This is a genomic window from Kitasatospora sp. NBC_01266, from assembly GCF_036242395.1.
In the GTDB taxonomy this organism is placed as follows: domain Bacteria; phylum Actinomycetota; class Actinomycetes; order Streptomycetales; family Streptomycetaceae; genus Kitasatospora.
This window is the reverse complement of the sequence record NZ_CP108458.1, coordinates 1,470,447-1,490,824: the sequence shown is the minus strand read 5'-3', so window position 1 is coordinate 1,490,824 and position 20,378 is coordinate 1,470,447. Positions and strand designations below refer to the sequence as shown.

The 20,378-nt window shown below is 70.1% G+C and carries 16 protein-coding genes; 9 read left to right on the top strand and 7 right to left on the bottom strand.

What is annotated here, in order from left to right; translation table 11 throughout:
- Positions 1–168 precede the first annotated feature (168 nt).
- From OG403_RS06655 to OG403_RS06645, 3 genes are read left to right on the top strand one after another with little or no spacing between them, the layout of a single operon-like run.
- Positions 169–1,845, top strand: a complete 1,677-nt coding sequence (locus OG403_RS06655) for an FAD-dependent oxidoreductase (RefSeq protein ID WP_329562210.1) — start codon at positions 169–171, stop codon at positions 1,843–1,845.
- Complete coding sequence (locus tag OG403_RS06650) at positions 1,842–3,299, top strand: ATP-binding protein (RefSeq protein ID WP_329562208.1); 1,458 nt, start codon at positions 1,842–1,844, stop codon at positions 3,297–3,299. Before OG403_RS06655 ends, OG403_RS06650 begins: the two co-directional genes overlap by 4 nt.
- Positions 3,296–3,670 (top strand): UBP-type zinc finger domain-containing protein, encoded by a 375-nt coding sequence (locus tag OG403_RS06645; RefSeq protein WP_329562206.1) that lies wholly within the window; start codon positions 3,296–3,298, stop codon positions 3,668–3,670. Before OG403_RS06650 ends, OG403_RS06645 begins: the two co-directional genes overlap by 4 nt.
- A gap of 170 nt (positions 3,671–3,840) precedes the next feature.
- On the opposite strand, the gene OG403_RS06640 is transcribed toward OG403_RS06645, so the two are convergent.
- From OG403_RS06640 to OG403_RS06620, 5 genes are all read right to left on the bottom strand, one after another.
- The gene (locus OG403_RS06640; RefSeq protein WP_329562204.1) at positions 3,841–5,082 is read right to left on the bottom strand and encodes a ferritin-like domain-containing protein; all 1,242 of its coding nucleotides are present in this window, start codon (positions 5,080–5,082) and stop codon (positions 3,841–3,843) included.
- Positions 5,083–5,100: 18 nt separating this feature from the next.
- Complete coding sequence (locus tag OG403_RS06635) at positions 5,101–5,907, bottom strand: DNA-binding domain-containing protein (protein ID WP_329562202.1); 807 nt, start codon at positions 5,905–5,907, stop codon at positions 5,101–5,103.
- The gene (bufB, locus tag OG403_RS06630) at positions 5,900–6,781 is read right to left on the bottom strand and encodes an MNIO family bufferin maturase (protein ID WP_329562200.1); all 882 of its coding nucleotides are present in this window, start codon (positions 6,779–6,781) and stop codon (positions 5,900–5,902) included. The genes OG403_RS06635 and bufB overlap by 8 nt, the downstream gene beginning before the upstream one ends.
- Positions 6,778–7,377, bottom strand: a complete 600-nt coding sequence (locus OG403_RS06625) for a hypothetical protein (RefSeq protein ID WP_329562199.1) — start codon at positions 7,375–7,377, stop codon at positions 6,778–6,780. Before OG403_RS06625 ends, bufB begins: the two co-directional genes overlap by 4 nt.
- Positions 7,378–8,075: 698 nt before the next feature.
- The gene (locus OG403_RS06620) at positions 8,076–9,008 is read right to left on the bottom strand and encodes a phosphoribosylaminoimidazolesuccinocarboxamide synthase (RefSeq protein WP_329562197.1); all 933 of its coding nucleotides are present in this window, start codon (positions 9,006–9,008) and stop codon (positions 8,076–8,078) included.
- A 258-nt stretch (positions 9,009–9,266) separates the two neighbouring features.
- Here OG403_RS06620 and OG403_RS06615 point away from each other — a divergent pair, with 258 nt between their 5' ends.
- The 4 genes from OG403_RS06615 to OG403_RS06600 all read left to right on the top strand — a co-directional run bounded on the left by OG403_RS06615 (position 9,267) and on the right by OG403_RS06600 (position 14,466).
- Positions 9,267–9,896, top strand: a complete 630-nt coding sequence (locus tag OG403_RS06615) for an RNA polymerase sigma factor (RefSeq protein WP_329562195.1) — start codon at positions 9,267–9,269, stop codon at positions 9,894–9,896.
- A complete protein-coding gene (locus OG403_RS06610; RefSeq protein ID WP_329562193.1) occupies positions 9,893–10,954 on the top strand; it encodes a CU044_5270 family protein in 1,062 nt (353 codons plus the stop codon). The genes OG403_RS06615 and OG403_RS06610 overlap by 4 nt, the downstream gene beginning before the upstream one ends.
- Before the next feature lie 418 nt (positions 10,955–11,372).
- Positions 11,373–12,950: a fibronectin type III domain-containing protein gene (locus tag OG403_RS06605; RefSeq protein WP_329562191.1), complete on the top strand. Its 1,578-nt coding sequence runs from the start codon at positions 11,373–11,375 to the stop codon at positions 12,948–12,950.
- Between the two features lie 409 nt (positions 12,951–13,359).
- On the top strand, positions 13,360–14,466 hold the full coding sequence (locus OG403_RS06600; protein WP_329562189.1) for a SagB/ThcOx family dehydrogenase: 1,107 nt from the start codon (positions 13,360–13,362) through the stop codon (positions 14,464–14,466).
- 107 nt (positions 14,467–14,573) lie between these two features.
- Here OG403_RS06600 and OG403_RS06595 read toward each other — a convergent pair whose 3' ends face one another.
- Entirely contained in the window at positions 14,574–16,319 is a 1,746-nt protein-coding gene (locus tag OG403_RS06595) for a methyltransferase (RefSeq protein ID WP_329562187.1), read from the bottom strand.
- A 96-nt stretch (positions 16,320–16,415) separates the two neighbouring features.
- Positions 16,416–17,627, bottom strand: coding sequence for a 4-hydroxybenzoate 3-monooxygenase (locus OG403_RS06590; RefSeq protein ID WP_329562184.1), 1,212 nt, complete (start codon positions 17,625–17,627; stop codon positions 16,416–16,418).
- 539 nt (positions 17,628–18,166) lie between these two features.
- Here OG403_RS06590 and OG403_RS06585 point away from each other — a divergent pair.
- Together OG403_RS06585 and OG403_RS06580 are read left to right on the top strand one after the other, a co-directional pair.
- Entirely contained in the window at positions 18,167–18,646 is a 480-nt protein-coding gene (locus OG403_RS06585; RefSeq protein WP_329562183.1) for a hypothetical protein, read from the top strand.
- 471 nt (positions 18,647–19,117) lie between these two features.
- Positions 19,118–20,227: a glycoside hydrolase family 16 protein gene (locus OG403_RS06580; protein WP_329562182.1), complete on the top strand. Its 1,110-nt coding sequence runs from the start codon at positions 19,118–19,120 to the stop codon at positions 20,225–20,227.
- Positions 20,228–20,378 lie beyond the last annotated feature (151 nt).

The following is a 20,378-nucleotide window of genomic DNA, read 5'->3' as shown; positions in this document are numbered from 1 at the left end:
CGAGGCCCCGGCCGGTGTTCTACGCAAGGCCGCAACCCGACGCCCGGCCCGACGGCCCGACGGCCCGACGGCCCGACGGCCCGGCGACATCGGGCCGTACCGCGTCTCGGCGAGCACACTGGAGGAGTTGTTGCCTCTCCGGCCCCGCGACAGTCTGGGCGGTGAACCATGGCGGAGACCACCGACGCGGCACGGACCGTGATCTTGACCGTGGACGACGATCCCGCGGTGTCCCGGGCCGTCGCGCGCGACCTGCGCCGCCGCTACGGCGACGTGTACCGCATCGTGCGTGCCGAGTCGGGCGCGGCGGCGCTCGACGCCCTGGGGGAGCTGAAGCTGCGGGGTACCCCGGTCGCGATGATCCTGGCCGACTACCGGATGCCGCAGATGGACGGCATCGAGTTCCTGGAGCAGGCCCTGGACCTGTTCCCCGGCGCGCGGCGGGTGCTGCTGACCGCCTACGCCGACACCGACGCGGCGATCGACGCCATCAACGTCGTCGACCTCGACCACTACCTGCTCAAGCCGTGGGAGCCGCCGGAGGAGAAGCTCTACCCCGTGGTGGACGATCTGCTGGAGTCCTGGCGGGCCACCGACGGCCGGACGGCGGGCACCATCAAAGTCGTCGGGCACCGCTGGTCGGCGCAGTCCTCGCAGATCCGGGAGTTCCTGGCCCGCAACCAGGTGCCCTACCGCTGGTACAACTCCGACGAGCCGGAGGGCCGCAGGCTGCTCTCCGCCGCGGGGCAGGACGGGCTCCGGCTGCCACTCGTGGTCACTCCCGACGGCGCGACGCTCGTCGAGCCGGAGGAACGGGAGCTGGCCACGCGGGTGGGTCTTTCGACGACACCGGCGGCCGACTTCTACGACCTCGTCATCGTCGGCGGCGGGCCCGCGGGACTGGGCGCGGCCGTGTACGGCGCCTCGGAGGGGCTGCGGACGGTCCTGGTCGAGCGCTCGGCGACCGGGGGCCAGGCGGGCCAGAGCTCACGGATCGAGAACTACCTCGGCTTCCCCGACGGCGTCTCCGGCGCGCAGCTCACGGATCGGGCCCGCCGGCAGGCGGCGAAGTTCGGCGCCGAGATGCTGACGGCGCGCGAGGTCACCGCCCTGGAGGTGAACGGCGCCGCCCGCACACTGCGGTTCTCGGACGGCTCCACCGTCTCGGCGCACTGCGTGATCCTCGCGACCGGCGTGTCCTACCGGCAACTGGACGTGCCGGGAGCGGCCGAGATGACCGGGCGCGGTCTGTACTACGGCTCGGCGCTGACCGAGGCCGCCGCCTGCCAGGACCACGACGTGTACATCGTCGGCGGCGCGAACTCCGCCGGCCAGGCCGCGACGTTCCTGGCCCGGGGCGCCAAGTCGGTCACCCTGCTGGTGCGCGGCCCGTCGCTGTCGGCCTCCATGTCGCACTACCTGCTGCAGCGCGTCGAGGACGCCCCCACGATCTCGGTACGCACCGACGTGGTCGTGGCGGCCGTCCACGGCAAGGAGCATCTGGAGGGGCTGACCCTGCGCAACACCGTGAGCGGGGAGACCGAAGAGGTCGACGCGCAGTGGATGTTCGTGTTCATCGGCGCGGCCCCCATGACCGACTGGCTGGACGGCACGGTGACCAGGGACTCGCACGGCTTCCTCCCCACCGGCCCCGACCTGACGGCCGACGGGCGCCCGCCGGCCGGATGGGCGCTGGACCGGCCGCCGTACCATCTGGAGACGGACGTGCCCGGGGTCTTCGTGGCGGGGGACGCCCGCGCCGAGTCCGCCAAGCGGGTCGCCTCCGCGGTCGGCGAGGGTGCCATGGCCGTCATGCTCGTGCACCGCTATCTGGAGCAGTCATGACCGGCGGCCCGGTGCGGTGCGAGGAGGGCGAGCTGCGTTCGCTGTTCCTGTTCGAGAAGCTGGGGTCCGACCAGTTGGCGCGGCTGTGCCGCGACGGCCACGTGGAGTGGTTCGACCCGGGCCCGGTGTACCGGGAAGGCGATCCGGCCGCGAACCTGTACGTGCTGTTCCAGGGAACCGTGATCCTCTCGCGCACCGTCGGCGGCCAGGAGGTGGACTTCAGCCGCACGTCCGCGCCCGGCGTCTATGCCGGGGCCTTCCAGGCGTACCTCGGCGACCAGGTGCCCCAGGTGTACAACAACTCGATGCGGGTGACCGAGCGGTCCCGGTTCTTCGTGCTGCCCGCGGAGGCGTTCGCGCAGATCATGCGCGGCTGGTTCCCCATGGCCGTCCACCTGCTGGAGGGCCTGTTCTTCGGGTTCAAGAACACCCAGGAGGCGGTCGGCCAGCGCGAGCGGCTGCTGGCGCTCGGTTCGGCGACCGCCGGGCTCACCCACGAGCTCAACAACCCTGCTGCCGCCGCGGTGCGCGCCGCCGCCGCACTGCGGGAACGCATCGCCGCGGTACGCCGCGAGTTCGGCGAACTCGCGGCCGGACCGCACCGAGGCGAGGACCTGGCCCGGCTGGGCGAGCTCACGGACATGACCGTCGGCCGGATCGGCCAGGCCCAGCCGCTCAGCCCGCTGCAGGCCGCGGACCACGAGGACGAGCTCGGCGACTGGCTGGAGGAGCACGGCATCGAGGACGGCCGGCAGCTGGCGCCGGTCCTCGTCCAGGCGAACCTGGGCACCGACTGGCTCAACCGGATCGCCGCGGCCCTGCCCGAGGACATGCTCGGCAGCGCCCTGAACTGGCTGGGCTGCACGGTTGAGACCGAACTGCTGCTGAACGAGATCGACGACGCCACGCACCGCATCTCCGCACTCGTCGGCGCGGCGAAGCAGTACACGCAACTGGACCGGGCCCCGTACCAGAACGCCGACGTACACGAGCTGCTGGACAGCACGCTGATGATGCTCGCCGCGAAGATCGGGCCGAACATCACCGTGGTGCGCGACTACGACCCCACCCTGCCCCGCATCCCCGGGTACCCCGCCGAGCTGAACCAGGTGTGGACGAACCTGATCGACAACGCGGTGTGGGCCATGCGCAGCACCGGCTCCGGCGGGACCCTCACCGTTCGCACCGCGCAGGACGGGGACCACGTGCTGGTCGAGTTCCGCGACACCGGCCCCGGCGTGCCCCCCGAGGTGCGCGACCGCGTCTTCGACCCGTTCTTCACCACCAAACCGGTCGGCGAAGGCACGGGGCTCGGCCTGGACATCTCCTGGCGCATCATCGTCAACCGCCATGGCGGCGACCTGCGGCTCGCATCCGTGCCGGGCGACACCCGCTTCCAGGTCCGCCTCCCGATCAACCCCGCCACGCCCGACACCCCGCTGGAGCAGCCATGAACACCGAGACCCCGATCGATCCCACCGTGCCGCCGAGCGGGACCGGCTGCGTCGAGTGCGACGCGGCCGGCGGCTGGTGGTTCCACCTGCGGCGCTGCGCGCGCTGCGGCCACATCGGCTGCTGCGACGACTCGCTCTCCCAGCACGCCACCGCACACGCCAGGGCCACCGGCCACCCGGTGATCCGCAGCTTCGAACCGGGCGAGAGCTGGTTCTGGAACTACGACACCTCCGAGTTCTACGAGTCCGGTCCGCAGCTGGTCCCGCCCGACAACCACCCCCCGGAGCAGCCGGTCCCGGGCCCGGCCGGCCGGGTGCCGGCCGACTGGGCAGAGCAGCTGAGCGCTCGCGACGCCGCCCGCGGAGCATGACAGCGCGTCGCCCGCCGGCGTGAGCGTCCCAGCCGCCCGGCGGCGTCCCGAGAGCGCCCCGCCGGGAGGCTGCGAGTTCCATCTCGACGGACGTGCCCACGAGGCCAGTCGTCTTCAACTCGTCCGTCATAGCCCGCGCTCCCAGGCAGGAGCGCGGGCCCCAGCGGTGCTCACAGTCCGTCAGGGAGCTTGCCGATCAGCCACCGCACGCTGTTGTCGCCACCAAGCTTGGGGTAGTAGGCCATCGCCTGGTCGCAGAGCTTGATGAGGTGCTCCTTCTTTCCGGTCGCGGGCAGCTCGTAGTACTGGAAGCTTGGCCCGGCGTTGAACTTGCCGTTGAACTTGCCGGCCGTGATCTGGGTGGCGGTCATCAGGTCCGCCACCGTGACCAGGATGCCCTGCATCGCTGACATGAAGGTGCGCTCGTAGTGATAGCGCGGGTTCGGCTCCCCTGGCTTCATCTCCTTCCAGGAGGTCCGGTAGATCACGTCCAGCATGTGCAACACATAGCAGTAGACCGCATTGAACAGGGTGTTGATGCTGGTGACGGCGCTGTCCTTCGCGTAGTCCGAGGTCTTGGGGTCCTCGGGCAGCGCCCACACGGCGCCCAGCGGCTCGACGCGGTCCGCGATCCGCTTGAACTTGGTGTAGTGCGGCAGCTCGTCCAGTCCGGGGATGGGCTTGAGCGGGTCGATCGGCACCGAGGGCTTGTCGGGGTCGATGCCCTCGCCCTGCTCCACGATGATCTTCACGGCGTCCAGGGCGCTCTTCAGGTCGTGGACGAGCACCGGCTCGCCACCGCCGTCCTTGTTCCAGTACGCGGCGACGTACTGGAGGTCCAGCTTGTTCTTCGCCCAGAGGCTGGGCCCCATCGTCTTGTCGAGCGTGGTCAGCCCCTTGGCCACGGCCTTGTAGAACTCGCCGATGGTGGCGTACTGCCCCGCGGGCGGCTTGCTCTCGCCCTTGGCGGGCTTTGGCCGTTCGAACTCCATGAAGACGTCGCGCACCAACTTCTCGCTGCACGGGCCGAGATGGAGGGTGAGCTCCGGGTGGCGGTGCAGCATCGGCGCGGGGTAGGCCGGGATGAACTGCTCCTGGTAGAAGGTGATGTCGTCGCCATGCCCGAGCGCCACCAGGAGGTTGCGGGCCAGGCACAGGTGCAGCATCTCCTCCACCACGATGCTGCGGATCAGCCGGAAGGCGCCCATGCCCGGGTTCCACTGGGAGTAGCCGCGCGAGCCGATCGAGAAGCCCGCGTACAGGTACATCGGGATGGTGGACAACTCCAGGTAGGCCGCCTGCTTGAGGTGGTTGACCAGTTGCTCCAGCGTGGTGATCTCGATACTGGCGTCGATCGGCGCACTGGTGAGAATGGGGGGCGCGCTGCTCCGCCGTGGAGTGGTTACGGTCATGGTCGGTGTCTCCTCAGGTCAGGCGGGGTGGGGAGGTTGCCGGCACAGCCATCCGTCCGCCGCCCAGTCGCGCAGCAGTTGGGCGGCGGCGGGCAGGGCGAGCTCGGTCTTGGCGGCCGCCGCCTCGACGGTGGCACCGAGCAGCAGGGCAGCGAGGAATTCGTAGGCGTCGGAGGCGAGTTCGGTGCTGGTGACGAGGTAGGAGCGGCGCGACACCGCAAGCCGCACCGGGCGCTGTTCGGGGGGAGCGGGCCGTCCGCCGCGGCGTACGGCCGCGACGTAGCCGTGCACCGGGGCGCAGAGTGCCAACAGTCGCAGGCACGGCGCTGGTTGGATGGTTGTGTCCAACCTGATCAGCTCAGGGGTGAGTTGGCTGCTGCCGCCTTCGATCCCCGGGCCGTCGTAGACCTCGGCGAACACCTGCTCGTAGCGGGCGAGATCGATGACCACGTCGATCCACCGCTCGCGTAGCTCCGGTGGCCTGTCCCGGTCGGGGCGACGCTTGGCGAGATGGTCGGCGAAGTGCCGGTTCAGCTGGTGCAGGGAGGGGGAGCGCGAGGGGCAGGCGTCCAGGTACTCCAGGGTGAAGTCTTCGAAGAGCTCGCGACCGAGCAGTGCGCACAGGCCCGGATGGAGTCCGCGCATCGCCTCCAGCAAGCGCAGCCGGTAGCCGCGCCGGTAGATGTCGAGCCGCTGGCCGGCGCCGAGGCGCGCGGAGGCGGTCAGCATGGCCTCGGCCGGCTCCGCGGACTGCGGCCCGGCCGGGGCCAGCACGGCCCGCTGGAGCCAGTGTTGCTGCTCGGCCAGCCCGGGTGCCTCAGCCACAGCGCACCGGGGCGAGGGCGGGGTGGGCGGCAGGTGGGCCTGCGGTGTACTGGCGGGCCTTGTCCAACTCGGCGAGCAGCTGCGGAAACGGTGGGATGCGGTCATCCCATTCGAGCAGGGCGGGCACCGGACCGGTCAGGCTGGTCGCCAACCGGTAGAGCTCCCACACCGGTTCGGCCACCGGTTGGTCATGGGTGTCGATCAGGTGGCTGCCCAGATCGGTGTGGCCGGCCAGGTGGAGCTGCTTCACCTGCTCGGCGGGCAGCGCCCGCAGGTACTGCTCGGGGTCGAAGTCGTGGTTGACGGCGGAGACGTAGACGTTGTTGACGTCGAGCAGCAGGCCGCAGCCGGACTCGATGGCCAGCCGTGCGACGAACTCCCACTCGGGCATGGTCGCCCCCGCGAAGGTCGCGTAGCTGCTGGGATTCTCCAGCACCAACTGCCGCTCCAAGACGTCCTGGACGAGGTGGACCCGGCGGACCAGGTGGGCCAGTGCCTCCTCGGTGAAGGGCACTGGCAACAGGTCGTGGGTGTTCACCCCGGCCACCCCGGTCCAGCAGATGTGGTCGGAGACCCAGCGTGCTCCGGTCGCCTGTGCGAGTCGGCGCAGCCGGTGGAGGTAGTCGAGGTCGAGCGGGTCGGTGCTGCCGATCGACAGTGAGACTCCGTGCATGACGATCGGATACCGCTCGGCGATCCGGTCCAGGGCGTGGCGCGGATAGCCGCCGGAGTCCATGAAGTTCTCCGAGATGATCTCGAACCAGCCGACCTCGGGCCAGGTTTCCACTACGTGGCGCAGGTGCTGGGACCGCAGGCCGAGCCCCAGCCCCAACTCCAGGCTGCGCGGAGGCTGACCGGAGGTACCGTGGGTCATGAGCCGGCTGAGTCGTCGGCGTTCTGGACGCCGCGCGGCGTCTCGTAGCTGGGGACGAGGTCGTCGGGGTATCCCTCGCCCGGCGCGGGTCCGAACGGGACGCCCGCCTCGTACATGCGGTGCTCGAAGATGGCCCGGGCCCGCTTCCAGACGCTGGTGCCCCGGTAGGGGCCGGCCGCGTGCACCCGGCTCTCGTTGATCGGGCTGGCGCAGCTGCCGTTCTGCCGGCAGGCCTGGTCGCCCGGCTTGGCCTGCTCCGCGTCCGAGCCGGAGTACCCACAACCACCCTGCGCCCGGCACTCGTTGGCGCCGTGGCAGACGTGCTGGACGGTCGCGCACTGGCCCATGCCCGCCAGCACGCCGGTGCCGTCGAAGCCGTGGCCCGCACAGGCGTTCAGGCCCATGCAGACGTGGAGCTCGACCGCCGCCTGCAGTTCCTTGGCCTCGGTGCGCACCGGGCCCGCCTCGGAAGCATCCTTGCGCTTGGTCTCGCCGATCTCGCCGCCGGAGATGAGCAGGCTGATCTCGTCGGCGTCGGTCAGCAGCCCGTCGAAGAAATCGCCAACGTGCCCGTCGCCCTGCTGTTGTGGCTCCAAGTCAGGCCTCCTTCGGATTCCTGCCGGCAGTTCGTGCGTAGGCAGATCAAAAGAGTAGCCCGGGTGACTCACGGTGACTGCGCGGTCATGGTGCGTGTCGCGCATGGCTTTGCCGCCGAGTCGCGTCTTGATCGCCTGGCGGGTGAGCGTCCGGCCGCCTACGGTCGGCGCCCGGCCGTCTGCGGGTCGGTGTCGCGCTCGACGAAGGACCTCGCGACAGATCGCCTGTCTGGACATACGCCGACACGACCGACTCGGATGAGTGATCCACGAGTACCAACACGCGGCCTGACCTGGCCGGATGAGATATCCGGCAGGCGCAGTGTCGGCCGACCGGCTGCCGAGGCAGCGGGTCCTGGTCGGTTCGGACCTCACCCTGGCCGTCGTGCAGAGCACGGTCGTGCTGCTCATCCTGGGTGGCCACGGCAGCGTCGCGCTGCTCCCGGTCGCCGCCGTCTGCTACGGCGCGGCGTCGGCCGTGTCCAAGCCGGCGAGGGCCCGTCGCCGCGCACATGGGGATGCACTCGGCCCTCGCGCTGGCGATCCTGCTGGTAGTCGTCCCGATCCCGCTCGTGCTGCTGATCCCGGTCATCCGGGGAGCCCGCCAGGCGAGCGAGGTCGTGATGATCGCGGCCTGGCCGTATGGACCACGAGGCTGGCCGCGAGGGCCTCCGCGTGGTCGGTCCGGCGCCACCGGACTATGACCAGGTCGTGCCGGTCAGCCGCTCGTAGGCCTCGACGTACCGGGCCCGGGACTGCTCGACGATCTCGGCCGGCAGCACGGGCGGCGCGAGCTCGCCGTGACGGTCCCAGCCCGCGGCCGGGGAGGTCAGCCAGTCGCGGATGAACTGCTTGTCGAACGACGCCTGCGGCTTGCCGGGCTCCCACTGCTCGCCGGGCCAGAAGCGGGAGCAGTCCGGGGTCAGCACCTCGTCGGCCAGGACCAGCTGGTCACCGTCGAAGCCGAACTCGAACTTGGTGTCGGCGAGGACGATTCCGCGGTCCCGGGCGATCTCACGAGCCCGGCCGTAGACCGCGAGCGTGGTCGAGCGGAGCAGTTCCGCGGTGTCGGCGCCGACCGTACGCACCACCTCCTCGAAGGTGACGTTCTCGTCGTGCTCGCCCACCTCGGCCTTGGTCGCCGGGGTGAAGATGGCATCCGGCAGCTCCGAACCGCTCACCAGCCCCTCGGGCAGCGCCACTCCGCAGGCGGTGCGCCGCTCCTGGTACTCGGTGAAGCCGGAGCCGGCCAGGTAGCCGCGCGCCACGCACTCCACCGGCACCATGCGCAGCGGCCGGCAGATCATCGTGCGACCCACCCAGTCGTCCGGCGCGCCCTCAGGCACGTCGGTGGAGACGACGTGATGGGGAACCAGGTCGGTGAACTGGTCGAACCACCAGAGCGAGAGCTTCGTGAGAATACGACCCTTGTCCGGAATCTCGCTCGGCAGCACCCAGTCATACACGGACGTACGATCGCTGGCCACCATCACCAACTCACCGGCGGCGTTCCGGTAGAGGTCACGTACCTTCCCGGTGTGCAGGTGCACCAGCCCCGGTACCTGAACGGGGTCGGGCTTCACGACAAATCCAGATAAATTGTCCTCCTCGACAGGGGTGTTGACGATCATTCTTCCGTACCGGATTCGGGGTGCTTTCGCTGGACCGGCCTTACGGCGAGAAGCAACCGGGGGAGTCCGACGCCCCGAAGGACCTGGTGTACGACGACGCCAGGACCCGAGCGCGCCGGGAGCGGACCGGGGCCCGATGCTTCCCCGGGTGCCTTGACCGGCTTCCGCCGGCCGACGGGGCTGCCCGGGGCACCTGTGTGACGCGGGTCACCGGAACTGCTCCGGGCCGGCCGGACAACCAGAGGTGTGGACTTTTCGATGCACGAACGGATCAGAGCCGGGGATCCCGGCGCCTTCCGGCAGTTGTTCCAGGAGCACGCGCAGGCGGTCCTGGCGCACGCTGTCCGGGTGAGCGGGGACCGCGCCGGGGCCGAGGACGTCATGGCGGTGGTCTTCCTGGAGGCTTGGCGGCTGAGGGACAAGCTGCGCGACGAGGGGACCACTCCCCGCCCCTGGCTGATGGGCATCACCGTCAACGTGCTGCGCAACCGAGCCCGGGCCGCCCGCCGGCATGCGGCCGCCCTCGCCCGCATGCCGCTGACCGAACCGGCCCCGGACTTCGCCGACGAGTTGGTCGGCCGTCTCGCCGACCACGAGCAACTCCTGGCAGCCAAAGCGGCATTGGAGAAACTCCGTCGTGCGGAGCGTGAGGTTTTCTCGCTGTGCGTGTGGGCCGGCCTCAGCTATCCCGAGGCCGCTGAGGCACTGGGCATCCCGGTCGGCACCGTGCGCTCCAGGCTCTCCAGGGCCCGCACCCGGCTGCGTTCCCTGGCCGACAAGGAACTGCGGCGGGCTTCGAAAACTCGCCCGGAACCCCTGCGGGGCGCCGGACAAGTACAGGGTGGCCGGATGGTTCCGGCCCGGTCGGACAAGGAGTGGAACAGATGACCAGCATCCCGCGGCGGCGGCAGCCGCTTGACGACACGGAGCTGAAGCACCTGCTGCCCGCGGCCGCAGTAGCTGCCGCCCCGCTCGGCCGGCGACGCCAGATCGAGGAGTTCCTGATGAGCGAGATCACCCGCACCCCCGAAGGCGCAGTGCCGGTCCGCCCGGCGGCCAGCAGCCGGCGCCGGCTGCTGATCGCCGTGCCCGCCACGGTGGCGGCCTTCGCCCTGGCCGCCACCGTGGCGGTCCTCACCCACGGCGGCCAAGCGGCAGCCCCCGCGCGCAGCGGGCGCGTCGCGGCCCCCGTCGTCCCGGTCACGGTCGGCTCCACCACGGGCCTGGCCGGCGTGGTGGAGCGGATCTCCTCGGCCGCGCAGGCCGCGCCCGACCTTGTCCTGCGACCGGGGCAGTACGTCTACATCGACAGCACCGTGTCCCATCTCGAGGGCTCCGTCGACCTCAGCAGCGGCACGTCGAAGGTGTGGGTCGACAAGCCCCACCAGCGGCAGGTGTGGTTCTCGGCCGACGGCCGCACCGGCTGGCTCACCGAGGAAGGCAAGACCCCGGAAGGCGGCCAGGCGCTCAACTCGGACAGCGGCGCCTCCCTGAACAGCCCCTCCTACGACTACCTGCGCACCCTGCCCACCGACCCGCAGGAACTGCTGCGGAAGATCTACGCCGAGACGAGGGGGGCCGGCAGCGGGCCGGACCAGGAGGCCTTCGTCACCATCGGCGACCTGATCCGCGAACAGGCCGTGCCCGGCAAGCTCGCCGCCGCGCTCTACCAGGCCGCGGCCAGTATCCCCGGCGTCGTCCTGGTCGACGCCGCCACCGACGCCGCCGGGCGCACCGGCATCGCCATCGCCCGCACCAACACCGCCAGCGGCTCCCGCGACGAGATCATCTTCGACCGCACCTCGTACGCCTTCCTGGGCGAGTGCAGCGTCCAGGTCACCGAGGCCGACGGGGTCGAGCCCGGTACCGTCACCGCCAACACCGCCGTCCTCAAGCGCGCCGCCGCCGACGCCCCGGGCAACCGGCCGGGCAACGCACAGGCCTGACGGCATTCGCCCGCTGCCCCGCCCCGGAGACTCGGGCGAGGCAGCGGGCGGAGCCCTGTGAGCAGAGTTGGACTCCCTCGGCCACCACCGTCCTGATCCCCGGCACCTCTTCCGTCGCCCACCTGCGCGAGAACAACGCCGCGGCCCAGTACCACGGGTGGATGCCTGACCCCCCAGCGCTCCCGCCGCCCGCGCCACGGTGACGCTCCAGCGCTCCCCCCATGGCCCGAGCGGTTTTACGCCACGGGTGTCGTGGGCGGCCGAATCCGGCCGTATCGCCGTAGGTGTCCGGATCGGTACATTCCGTTATGCCGCCGTCCGAAGCGGCCGCCGCCAGGCGCCGTTTCGGCGTGCCCGCATGCCCCGTGCCCGTGGGAGGGCCGGGTCTCCTCGCCGAACGTCTTAAGGAAGCCTGTCTGTGAGTGCGAACCAGATCAGCCTCGTCGCCAAGGCCCAGTGGCTGCCCGGTGGTAACCAGTGGTACTCCACCTGCCGGGTGACACTGACCAACTACGGTGACACCGACGTGGTCAACCCGACGATCTCGTTCCGGGTGCCGAACGGTGTCACCGCCTCGTCCTACAGCGGTGAGGTCAGCCAGGACGGCAACACGGTCACCGCGCTCCTGCCCTCCTACCAGAACACCATCGCGGCCGGCACCGTGCAGGAGCTCACCGTCGGGTTCAACCTGCGGGGCGGTGACAGCACGCCGCCCGCATGGCTGCCCGACACCTTCACGGCCAACGGTGCCTCCATCGACCCGTCCCAGGACAAGGAAGCGCCCACCACTCCGCTGAACCTGCGCGTCGGTTCGGCCTCGGCCGCCTCGCTGGCCCTGGACTGGGACGCGGCCGGCGACAACACCGCGGTCGCGGGCTACGAGGTCGCCTACTCGGCCGGCGACAGCGCGTTCACCGTCAGGACCGTGCGGCCCTCGGTCGTCCTGTACCAGCTGACGCCCGCCACCGAGTACACCGTGCGGGTGCGGGCCTTCGACTACTCCGACAACTTCTCGGACCAGTCCGAAGCGGTCACGGGGACCACCACCGCCGCGCCCGCCGACCACGGGGACTGGGACGTGCCCCGGGCCGCCGTCGTCAACTACCTCGACGACCCGATCCCGCAGATCGCCGCCTACGCGAAGGAGTCGGGCGTCGACGGCTTCCTCGTGGGATCCGTGACCCGTGGCTTTGGCGGCACGAAGAAGCCCTGCTGGGTGACGGGATCCGGCGACGGGGGCGATGCATCGCAGGACGCCACGGTGAGCGACTTCGGCAAGGCTGACTTCACGGCCTTCACCGAGGCCGGCGGAACCGTGGTCCTGTCCTTCGGCGGGTTCGGCGAGCCGCTGGAAATCATCGAGACCGACGTCCCCAGCCTGACGGCGTCCTACCAGGGAGTCCTGGACAACTACCAGGTCAGCCACCTGGACTTCAGCTTCGACGGTGCGCTGCTGTACGACAACGACGCCCAGACCCGGCACGTCGCCGCGATCGGCCGGCTCCTGCAGGACAACCCCACGCTCAAGCTCTCCTACACCCTGCCCGCCGACGGTGACCCCACCGGCCTGCTGGGCCTGACCGGGGAGAGCGTGCGGCTGCTGCAGCGCCTGGCGGCCGCCGGCATCCAGCCCGCCCTGATCAACGGCGCGCTGATGGGGTTCGGGCCGGGCGCGCCCGCTGGCGTCTTCGAGGCGAGCAAGAACGCGCTGAACGGTATGTTCACCCAGCTCCAGGCCGTCTGGCCCGACTGGGACAGCGCCAAGGTGTGGCGGCGGATCGGCGCCTGCCCCATGTTCGGCCGCAACTTCAACGACAAGGTCTTCACGCTGGAGAACATGCGCCAGCTCGCCGCCTTCGCCACCGAGCGCAGCATTGGCTGCCTCTCGGGCTGGACCGCCAACCGCGACGCCGACCCGGGCGCCATGGCCCAGGGCACCGGCGTCGACCAGCAGCCCTTCGACTTCACCAAGATCATCGCCACGTACCAGAAGTGAGCCCCGGCCAAGCCCTACCGAGCACCTGACGCTGTCGGGAAGCTTGGTTACCGCTCCTGGGATGCCGCACGCGGCGGCGCCGTTCGGCGCGAACCGTCCGCAGCTCTGGCCACGGCCGGCTCTGTCACGGAGTCGGCCGTGCGGAGCATCGTCGATCACGCCAATGTCCGGCCGACGGCTGTCCGGTTCCCACCACCCCTGCGTCCCGGGACAGGGACAAGGGCAGGGATGCGGCCAAGACCATCGGAGGGAGGTGAAGAGCATGCGTCAGATCGTCATCAAGCCGCAGCCGCTGGAGCGCACGGACCGCCGCACCAGCGTCTACTACGGGAAGTGACCGCGCGGCGGGGCCGGCCCCGCACGCCGGCTCCGCCCCCCAGATAGCTCATACGTCCAAGGGAGAGACCCGGTGCGGCTTCGTCGGCTGCGATGCCTGACCTGCTACTGGTACGACGGCTCCTTCGTCATCCACGGCTACCCCCAGCCCGGACCGGTGGAGATCCACTCCGCGGCCGCCGAAGTCCTCGCGGCCTTCGATACCTGGACCACGCCCAAGGAAGCAGCCGCCGCGCTCGACCACCTGGACCAGCGGACCGTCGACGACGCGGTGGCCGCACTCCACCAGCTCGGCCTGCTCTGCGAGGAGGCAAGCCCCGAAGCCGCACGCGACGAAGGACTGGCCGGCAGTTGGGGCCCGTGGGCACCGGAGGCCGCGTTCTTCCACTACGCCACCCGCGACACCCCCTTCGAAGCCGCCACACCCGAACTGCGCCGCGAACTGACCCGCGACGGACAACCCGGCCTGTTCACCAGCTACCCGCGGGCCGACCGCATCCTCCTGCCACGCACCCGCATCCCGGCCACCGCCCCCTTCGAGCAGGTCCTGCACCAGCGCCGCACCCACCGTGCCTTCACCACCGAGCCCGTCACCCTGCCCACGCTGGCCACGCTGCTCGCCCACGTCTTCGGCCCGGCGGACTTCATCGACGCCGAGGAGTACGGGGCCCTGATGCGCCGCACCAGCGCCGCCGGTGGCGCGCGCCAGGAACTGGAGGCCTACCTCGGCATCATCAACGTGGCCGGGCTCGAACCGGGCGTCTACCACTACAACGTGCTCGAACACAGCCTGGAACTGCTCACCGAAGGCTTCACCCGCCCCGAGGCCCGCAGCCTGCTCCCCGACCAACCCGCCGCCGGGCAAGTGGCGTTCGTGGTCTTCGTCACCGCCGTGCTGGACCGCATGCGGGTCAAGTACCGTCACCCGCGCGCCTACCGGGTCAGCCTCCTCAACGCCGGCCACCTCGGCCAGACCTTCGCCCTGACCGCCACCGCGCTCGGCCTGGGCCCCTACCAGAGCGCCGCCTTCCACGACACCGCCGTCGAAGACCTCCTGGGCATCGACGGCACCACCCACGTCGCCCTCTACGCCCTCGCCGCCGGCACCCCGGCAGCCGGATCCGACGAGGCCACCGCGGGACTCGCCGCCTTCCGCCGCACCCGCACCCTCAACGACTGAGGCTGTTCGGACGGAATCGTCGCCGGCGAGGAAGGTCGCCATCCTCGCCGACGCCGAACCCGCCGACCGAGCCGCGCTCTACAGCAGAATCAGGACCGGGGACAGGCTCAGCGGGAAGCGGGGCGCGATCCTTCGAAGCAGCTCGCTGCCACGCGGTGCGGAGCCGGCACATACGCGGGGGAGGCGACCTTGCGGGCGTGCAGCACGTGGGCGTCCAACGGCAGCGGCGAGCGGTCGACGAGGTGGAGCCCCGCGCTCTCCAGTAGTCGGGAGTAGTGGTCGGCGCGCCGTTCACGGCCGCCGACGTTGCACATCATGTGAAGGTCCCAGGCGGTCGCGAGCGAGGCCGAGCCGTCGGCCGGCAGCAGGCGTTCGATGATGAGCAGGTCGGCGTGGGCGGGCATCGCACGGGCGCAGTCGCGCAGGATCTCCCGGCAGCGATCGTCGTCCCAGTCGTGCAGCACGCGGGAGAGGACGTAGACGTCTGCGCCCGGTGGCACGTCGGCGAAGTCGCCCGCGTGGTAGGTGCAACGGTCGCCGACGGTGGGGACGAGAGATCGGCGGGCGGCCTCGATGACGTTCGGGCGTTCGAGCAGGATGCCGCGCAGGCTCGGGTGTGCGGCCAGCACGCGGCCGAGCAGTGCCCCGTTGCCGCCCGCGACGTCGACGATCGTCCTGGGTTCGGCCGCCCGGCCTGCCGTGGTGAGGACCGGATGCGCGGGGAGCGGTTCGAACATGCGCGAGCTCGCGGCCATCGACCGGTCGAATCGCTCGGCGAGTTCGGGGTGGCGGGCGAAGTAGTCGAAGTGGTTCTCGCCGAAGAGCTGCTCGAAGCCCGTCTGCCCGTTTCGTACGGCATGGGAGAGGAGCGCGAAGGAGTGGTAGAACGGGCCGCCGTACATGAGGGCCAGCGGCCGCATCGATCCGGAGGCGTTCGCGCGCAGCAGCGCCCCGAGTTCGGTGAGCCGGAATCCGTCCGGGCCCTGCGACACCACACCCAGCATCGCGAGATAGCGCAGTAGCGTCGCGAGGCTGTCCGGATGGGCGTTGACCGTCTGTGCCAGCGCCTCGACGTCCACGGCGGTCCGGGTGTCCAGGGCCTCGGGCAGCCGCAGTTGTGCGCAGGTCGCGAGAGCCTGGGTCGTCCAGGCACCGGTCAACAGGCGCAGGAGCGTTTCAGCAGGTTCGTCGGTGCGGTCCGAGCCCACGTGGGAGGCGAGTACGTCCCGATGGTCACCGCTCGCGTAGAGCTCCACTCGCCGGTACCCGGCCTTCGAGTCGGCGGGAGCGGTGAAGTAGAACACCGTGCCGTCCTCGTGCGGGTTGTACCCGCCGCCGTCGGCGACCGCGCCGTGTCGCTCGAGGATCGAGGACAGGCCGCGCAGCACCAGCGGATCCGGCCGCTCGACCTCGAAGGCCAGGTGCGCCTCGTTCTCCTGGATACGTTCGTGCACGGCGATCGTGGCCAGCTCCGAGCCCGGTGGGACGGTCAGCGTGAACACCTCGACGACCCGGTGTTCCCCTTCCGGGCCGTGCACCGTGGGCCGGAGAATCCTTACGTCAAGCTCCGCGGCGTCGCGCTGGTACCGCAGGGCCAGCCGCTTGCGGACGACGACACTCGGCTGCTCCGTCACGTCGGCGGTCAGCCCGCAGGCGGCCAGCTCCGCGCGCAGCATCGGCGGATCGGCGGGGAAGACGAGCAGCGCGGCGTGCGCGAAGCGGCAGCGGTCCGCTAACGCCCGCAGCTCCGGGCCGTCGAGGCCGGGCAGCAGCAGCGGGAGCAAGGTGCCGGTGTCCTGGTTCGTGACGAAGTCGACCGTCGCGCGCAGGCGGGCCGTGTCGCCAGATGTCATCGTCGTCGTCATTGCGAGGAGATCCTCGTTCCGGTCGGTGGCGGTTCTTCAGGGAAAGTGGTGGTTCTTCAGGGAAAGGGGAAGGGGCAACAGGTCTCAGACGCCGACGTAGTTCTCGGCGAACCAGTCCTGTTGCGTGCGTGAAAGACGCAGCGACTCGAGGCGGGAACGGCGCAGGGAGTCCTGGAACAGCGACTCGCTGTCCGAGCCGGGCGTGCCGTGCAGCAGCCGGATCATCCAGGCCGAGAACTCCTGCGCCCGCCAGATGTGCGCCAGGCACCGCGCCGAGTAGCGAGCGAGCGGTTCGGGGTCGCCGTGCGCGAGGTCGTCGACCAGGGCGCGCGCGAGGATCTCCGCCTCCAGTACCGCGAGGTTCGCGCCCTTGGCGGCGGACGGGCTGATCAGACTTGCCGCGTCGCCCACCAGGAAGAGCGAGCCGTGACGCAGTGGGTCCAGGACATCGGACTCCAGCTCGACGACGCCGGCTTGGATGATCCGCCCCGTACGCAGGGGACCGTAGTCCGCCGCACGCATCCGCAGTGCCAGCTCGTCCCAGATCCGGTCCTCGGACCACGTCTCGGCCGACGCACCACGCTCGCACTCCAGGTAGTAGCGCGTAACCTCGGCCGAGCGCGCCATGTGCCCGGCGAAGCCCCGACGATGCACCGCGTAGCCCACGGCGTCGAGACTCGGCGCCGCCTCGGCCAGTACGCCCAGCCAGGACACGTGATGGTCGCGCCGGTAGTGGCGGACCGCACCGGGCGGAAGTGAGCGCCGTGCCGCACCGTGCCGGCCATCACAGCCCGCGACGTACCTGGCCCGCCACCGGCCGCGCCGGCCGTCCGCTCCACGCACCGTCACCGACGGGCGCCGGCTGTCGGCGTCGAGCACGGCCAGTGCCTCGGTCTCGAAGTGAACCCGCCCGCCGGAGTCCAGGAACCGCGTCAGCAAGCCGCTGACCAACTCCTGCTGCGGGTAGACGGTGTGCCGCTCGCCGCTGCCGAGGCGGCCGTAATCCAGGCTGAACCGGCCGTCCTCGGTGCGGAACTCGCACACACCGTGCTCCCGGCCGTAGCGATGCAGATCCTCGCCCAGCCCGTGCCTGTCCAGGATCCGCACCGTGTTCGCAGCGAGGAAACCGGCCCGCGCCCGGGCCCGCAGGTGTTCACGGCTCGCACGTTCCACGATGACGCAGTCGATCCCGCTGCTGTGGAGGAGGCTGCCGAGGACCAGGCCGGCCGGCCCTGCGCCGAGGATGACCACGTCGGCTAAGTTCTCTGCTGCCTGGAGGTTCTGACTTTCTGTCACAGAGGTGGATCATAATCACTGAAAACTGCACGGATTACTGAAAATCACCCATATGGTCGCAAGGTGCCAGGACTGATCGTCACGGACGACCTGACGCCGTCGTTGTGGTGGGGGCGAGGTGGGTCGGCCGCCGAGGAGATCTTCCAGGGTCTCCGCGTGGGCGAAAACGTGCCCAATGCAGACCAAAAAGCAGATGACCTGATCAGCAAGCTGATCAGGTCATCTGACGAATGTGTCCGAGGGGGGACTTGAACCATTGGCCAACGTGGAGTGGGCGTCTGCGGTGCTGGAGCTGGATGGCCCCTGATGTTCGCGGCGCGGGCGCTTGAAGCTGTTTGTTGCAAGGCCTCTCTGAGGTGGTGCAAAATGCCGAGGCTCTCCGCGCTTCCGAGCTGCGGATCCTCATTCGGCAGGGAGAGCTCCTGCCGGCGCACAACGGCGCCCCCGTACGGCTGCCTGATGTGCTGGCGCTCGCCACGCCGTGGCTGACTACCAAGGCAGAGGATGCGGAAGCCACCGGCTGATTCGGGATCGGGCTGATGACCCTCAGGGCGATCTCGCTCTTGCTGGAGGTCCACTGCGGCCACTACCATGCCCAGTTCGGCGATCCCACGACTAGCGTGGTTGATGCCCTGACGGGACCGGCTGAATTTGCGGTTCAGGACTGGATCGTCCTCAGGATTCCGCTCACGGAGAGCGCCGCGACAGCCGAGAGCCGCGTGACAGCCGATGAAGTCGATCGCTGGCTGGAGGGCTGGAGCGACAGCGCGCTGCTGTTCTTTCGGTGCGTCACCCGGATCGCTGTCTACGATGCCGATCTGCGCATCCGGCGCGAGCTGCGCCTGGATCGAGGCCAGGAAACGGAAGGCGTCCTGCGGGTCGCGGGGGACCGGCAGCCGGTCTGCCGGCAGAGCGCCATATCGCGAAACGGCACTTCGACTGCCGCCACGACCTGGTCGATGATCTGCAGGTCGAGGTGGCGCCCGATCTCCTCGCCGCCTTGCGGGCCCGGCAGGTGACGCTCGAACCGGGCCCGATGCGGGGAGTGCGCACGCGAAGATCACGTGGCGGCGGACCTGCCGCGCTGTGCGGTGGCGTGGCGTCACCTGATGGGACGCGGTTCGCATATCCGGTCGTATACGCTCATTCGAGACGGCGCACCGCTACTCTGCTCACAGAAAGCAGACACTCTTCGTAACAGGAGGTGATGGGCGATAGCCCTGGGGGCGGTCGGGCCGTCAGCTCGGCAGGTGCCCGTGGGCCGCACCTCCAACGGCGGGAGTCGCACATGGGGGGCGCGCTGCGAGTAGATGATCCGTGCCTTCGGCGGCGCGAGCGCGACTGGGTCCCCGGCGCGGACATCTCTCCGCAGGTGGCATGGCCCACCTATCCCATGAACGGCCGCCAGATTCGGAACACGTGTTGATTCCTTCGAGGCGAGCTCTCCGAGCGCCCCCGACGACCCACTTCCCCGAAGAAGGATCGAACCCATGCCCACACTTGGCCGTATCAGGGCTGCCGCGGCAACTGCCGCGGCAGCCCTGACGATCGTCCTCGCTGTCCCCGGGCCGGCTCATGCGGCCACCACGATCACGCAGGACAGCCTCACCCCGACCAGCACCTCGCCCGGAATCTCCACTACGGCCACCCTGAAGGTCCACTCGACCAGCTGCACCACGGTAAAACAGCTCGGTGTCGCCGTGCGCGACTCGGCCGGGCGCAACTTCGACTTCCCGAACTCGCTGAGCAACGTGACCATCTGTCCGTCGGGATTCACCTACACCTCGGGCGCACGCACCTTCCTTGCCGGCACCTACACGGAATTCGGCTACTACCTGGACAGCGCCGGATACCACAACCTGACCGCACAGACGCTGACGGTGGCCGCGCCATCAGGGACTCCCTCGAACCCGGCCCAAGGGAAGAGCCTCACCTTCGACGAGGAGTTCAACCAGCCCATCGCCTACGGGACACGCTGGATCGGCACCACCACCAGCGCCTATCAGTACGGCAACCACAACCCCAACGACGACAAACTCGACTGGCTGCAGCAGTCCGCCGTGACCGTCGCGGGCGGAGTCGCCACCTTCACCGCCCAGCCCAGCACCCACACCCTGGAAAACGGCAAGCAGGCGTGGAACACCGGGCTGCTCACCACCGAGGGCTCGTCCGAGGGATTCCAGGTCCGGACGAACGACTACATCGAAACCCGGGTCCAGATGCCCTCCGGCATCGGCGCCTGGCCCGCGCTGTGGAGCTGGCGCAACGGCGACACCGAGATCGACAAGTACGAGTACCACCCCGACAACCCGAACCTGCTGGAGCTGACCAACCACGTCAAGCCCTCCCAGGACTACTACACCAACGCCGCCGCGGTCGCCCCCGGCGACTGGGTGACCATCGGGGTCCTCTACGGTGCCAACTCGGTCAGCTGGTACGTGAACGGCGTCGAGGTCTTCTCCGACACCACCGGCGTCGGCACGTCGTTCTCCGCCTACCTCATCCTGAACCTGTCAGTGGACGCCGGGACTTACCACCCCGCGCCCCAGAACAACACCCCGATCACCTCGGCAGCGGACTACGTGCGCGTCTACCGGTGAGCACGCCCACCGTCTTCCCCGACCGCATCGGACGCCACACCTACGGAAGGCTCCGTCCCGCCGACAGGCCTTCAGGGACCCGCCGTCCACAGCCGCTGCGAGGAAGCGGCCCAGTGCGGCGGATCACCCCCCCAGGTCCACGGCAGCGCAC

Bases quoted from the DNA above. Each gene is read 5' to 3' on its own strand.
- OG403_RS06655 (WP_329562210.1), top strand. From the start codon at position 169: ATGGCGGAGACCACCGACGCGGCACGGACCGTGATCTTGACCGTGGAC.
- OG403_RS06650 (WP_329562208.1), top strand. From the start codon at position 1,842: ATGACCGGCGGCCCGGTGCGGTGCGAGGAGGGCGAGCTGCGTTCGCTG.
- OG403_RS06645 (WP_329562206.1), top strand. From the start codon at position 3,296: ATGAACACCGAGACCCCGATCGATCCCACCGTGCCGCCGAGCGGGACC.
- OG403_RS06640 (WP_329562204.1), bottom strand. From the start codon at position 5,082: ATGACCGTAACCACTCCACGGCGGAGCAGCGCGCCCCCCATTCTCACC.
- bufB (WP_329562200.1), bottom strand. From the start codon at position 6,781: ATGACCCACGGTACCTCCGGTCAGCCTCCGCGCAGCCTGGAGTTGGGG.
- OG403_RS06620 (WP_329562197.1), bottom strand. From the start codon at position 9,008: ATGATCGTCAACACCCCTGTCGAGGAGGACAATTTATCTGGATTTGTC.
- OG403_RS06615 (WP_329562195.1), top strand. From the start codon at position 9,267: ATGCACGAACGGATCAGAGCCGGGGATCCCGGCGCCTTCCGGCAGTTG.
- OG403_RS06610 (WP_329562193.1), top strand. From the start codon at position 9,893: ATGACCAGCATCCCGCGGCGGCGGCAGCCGCTTGACGACACGGAGCTG.
- OG403_RS06595 (WP_329562187.1), bottom strand. From the start codon at position 16,319: ATGACATCTGGCGACACGGCCCGCCTGCGCGCGACGGTCGACTTCGTC.
- OG403_RS06585 (WP_329562183.1), top strand. From the start codon at position 18,167: ATGACCCTCAGGGCGATCTCGCTCTTGCTGGAGGTCCACTGCGGCCAC.
- OG403_RS06580 (WP_329562182.1), top strand. From the start codon at position 19,118: ATGCCCACACTTGGCCGTATCAGGGCTGCCGCGGCAACTGCCGCGGCA.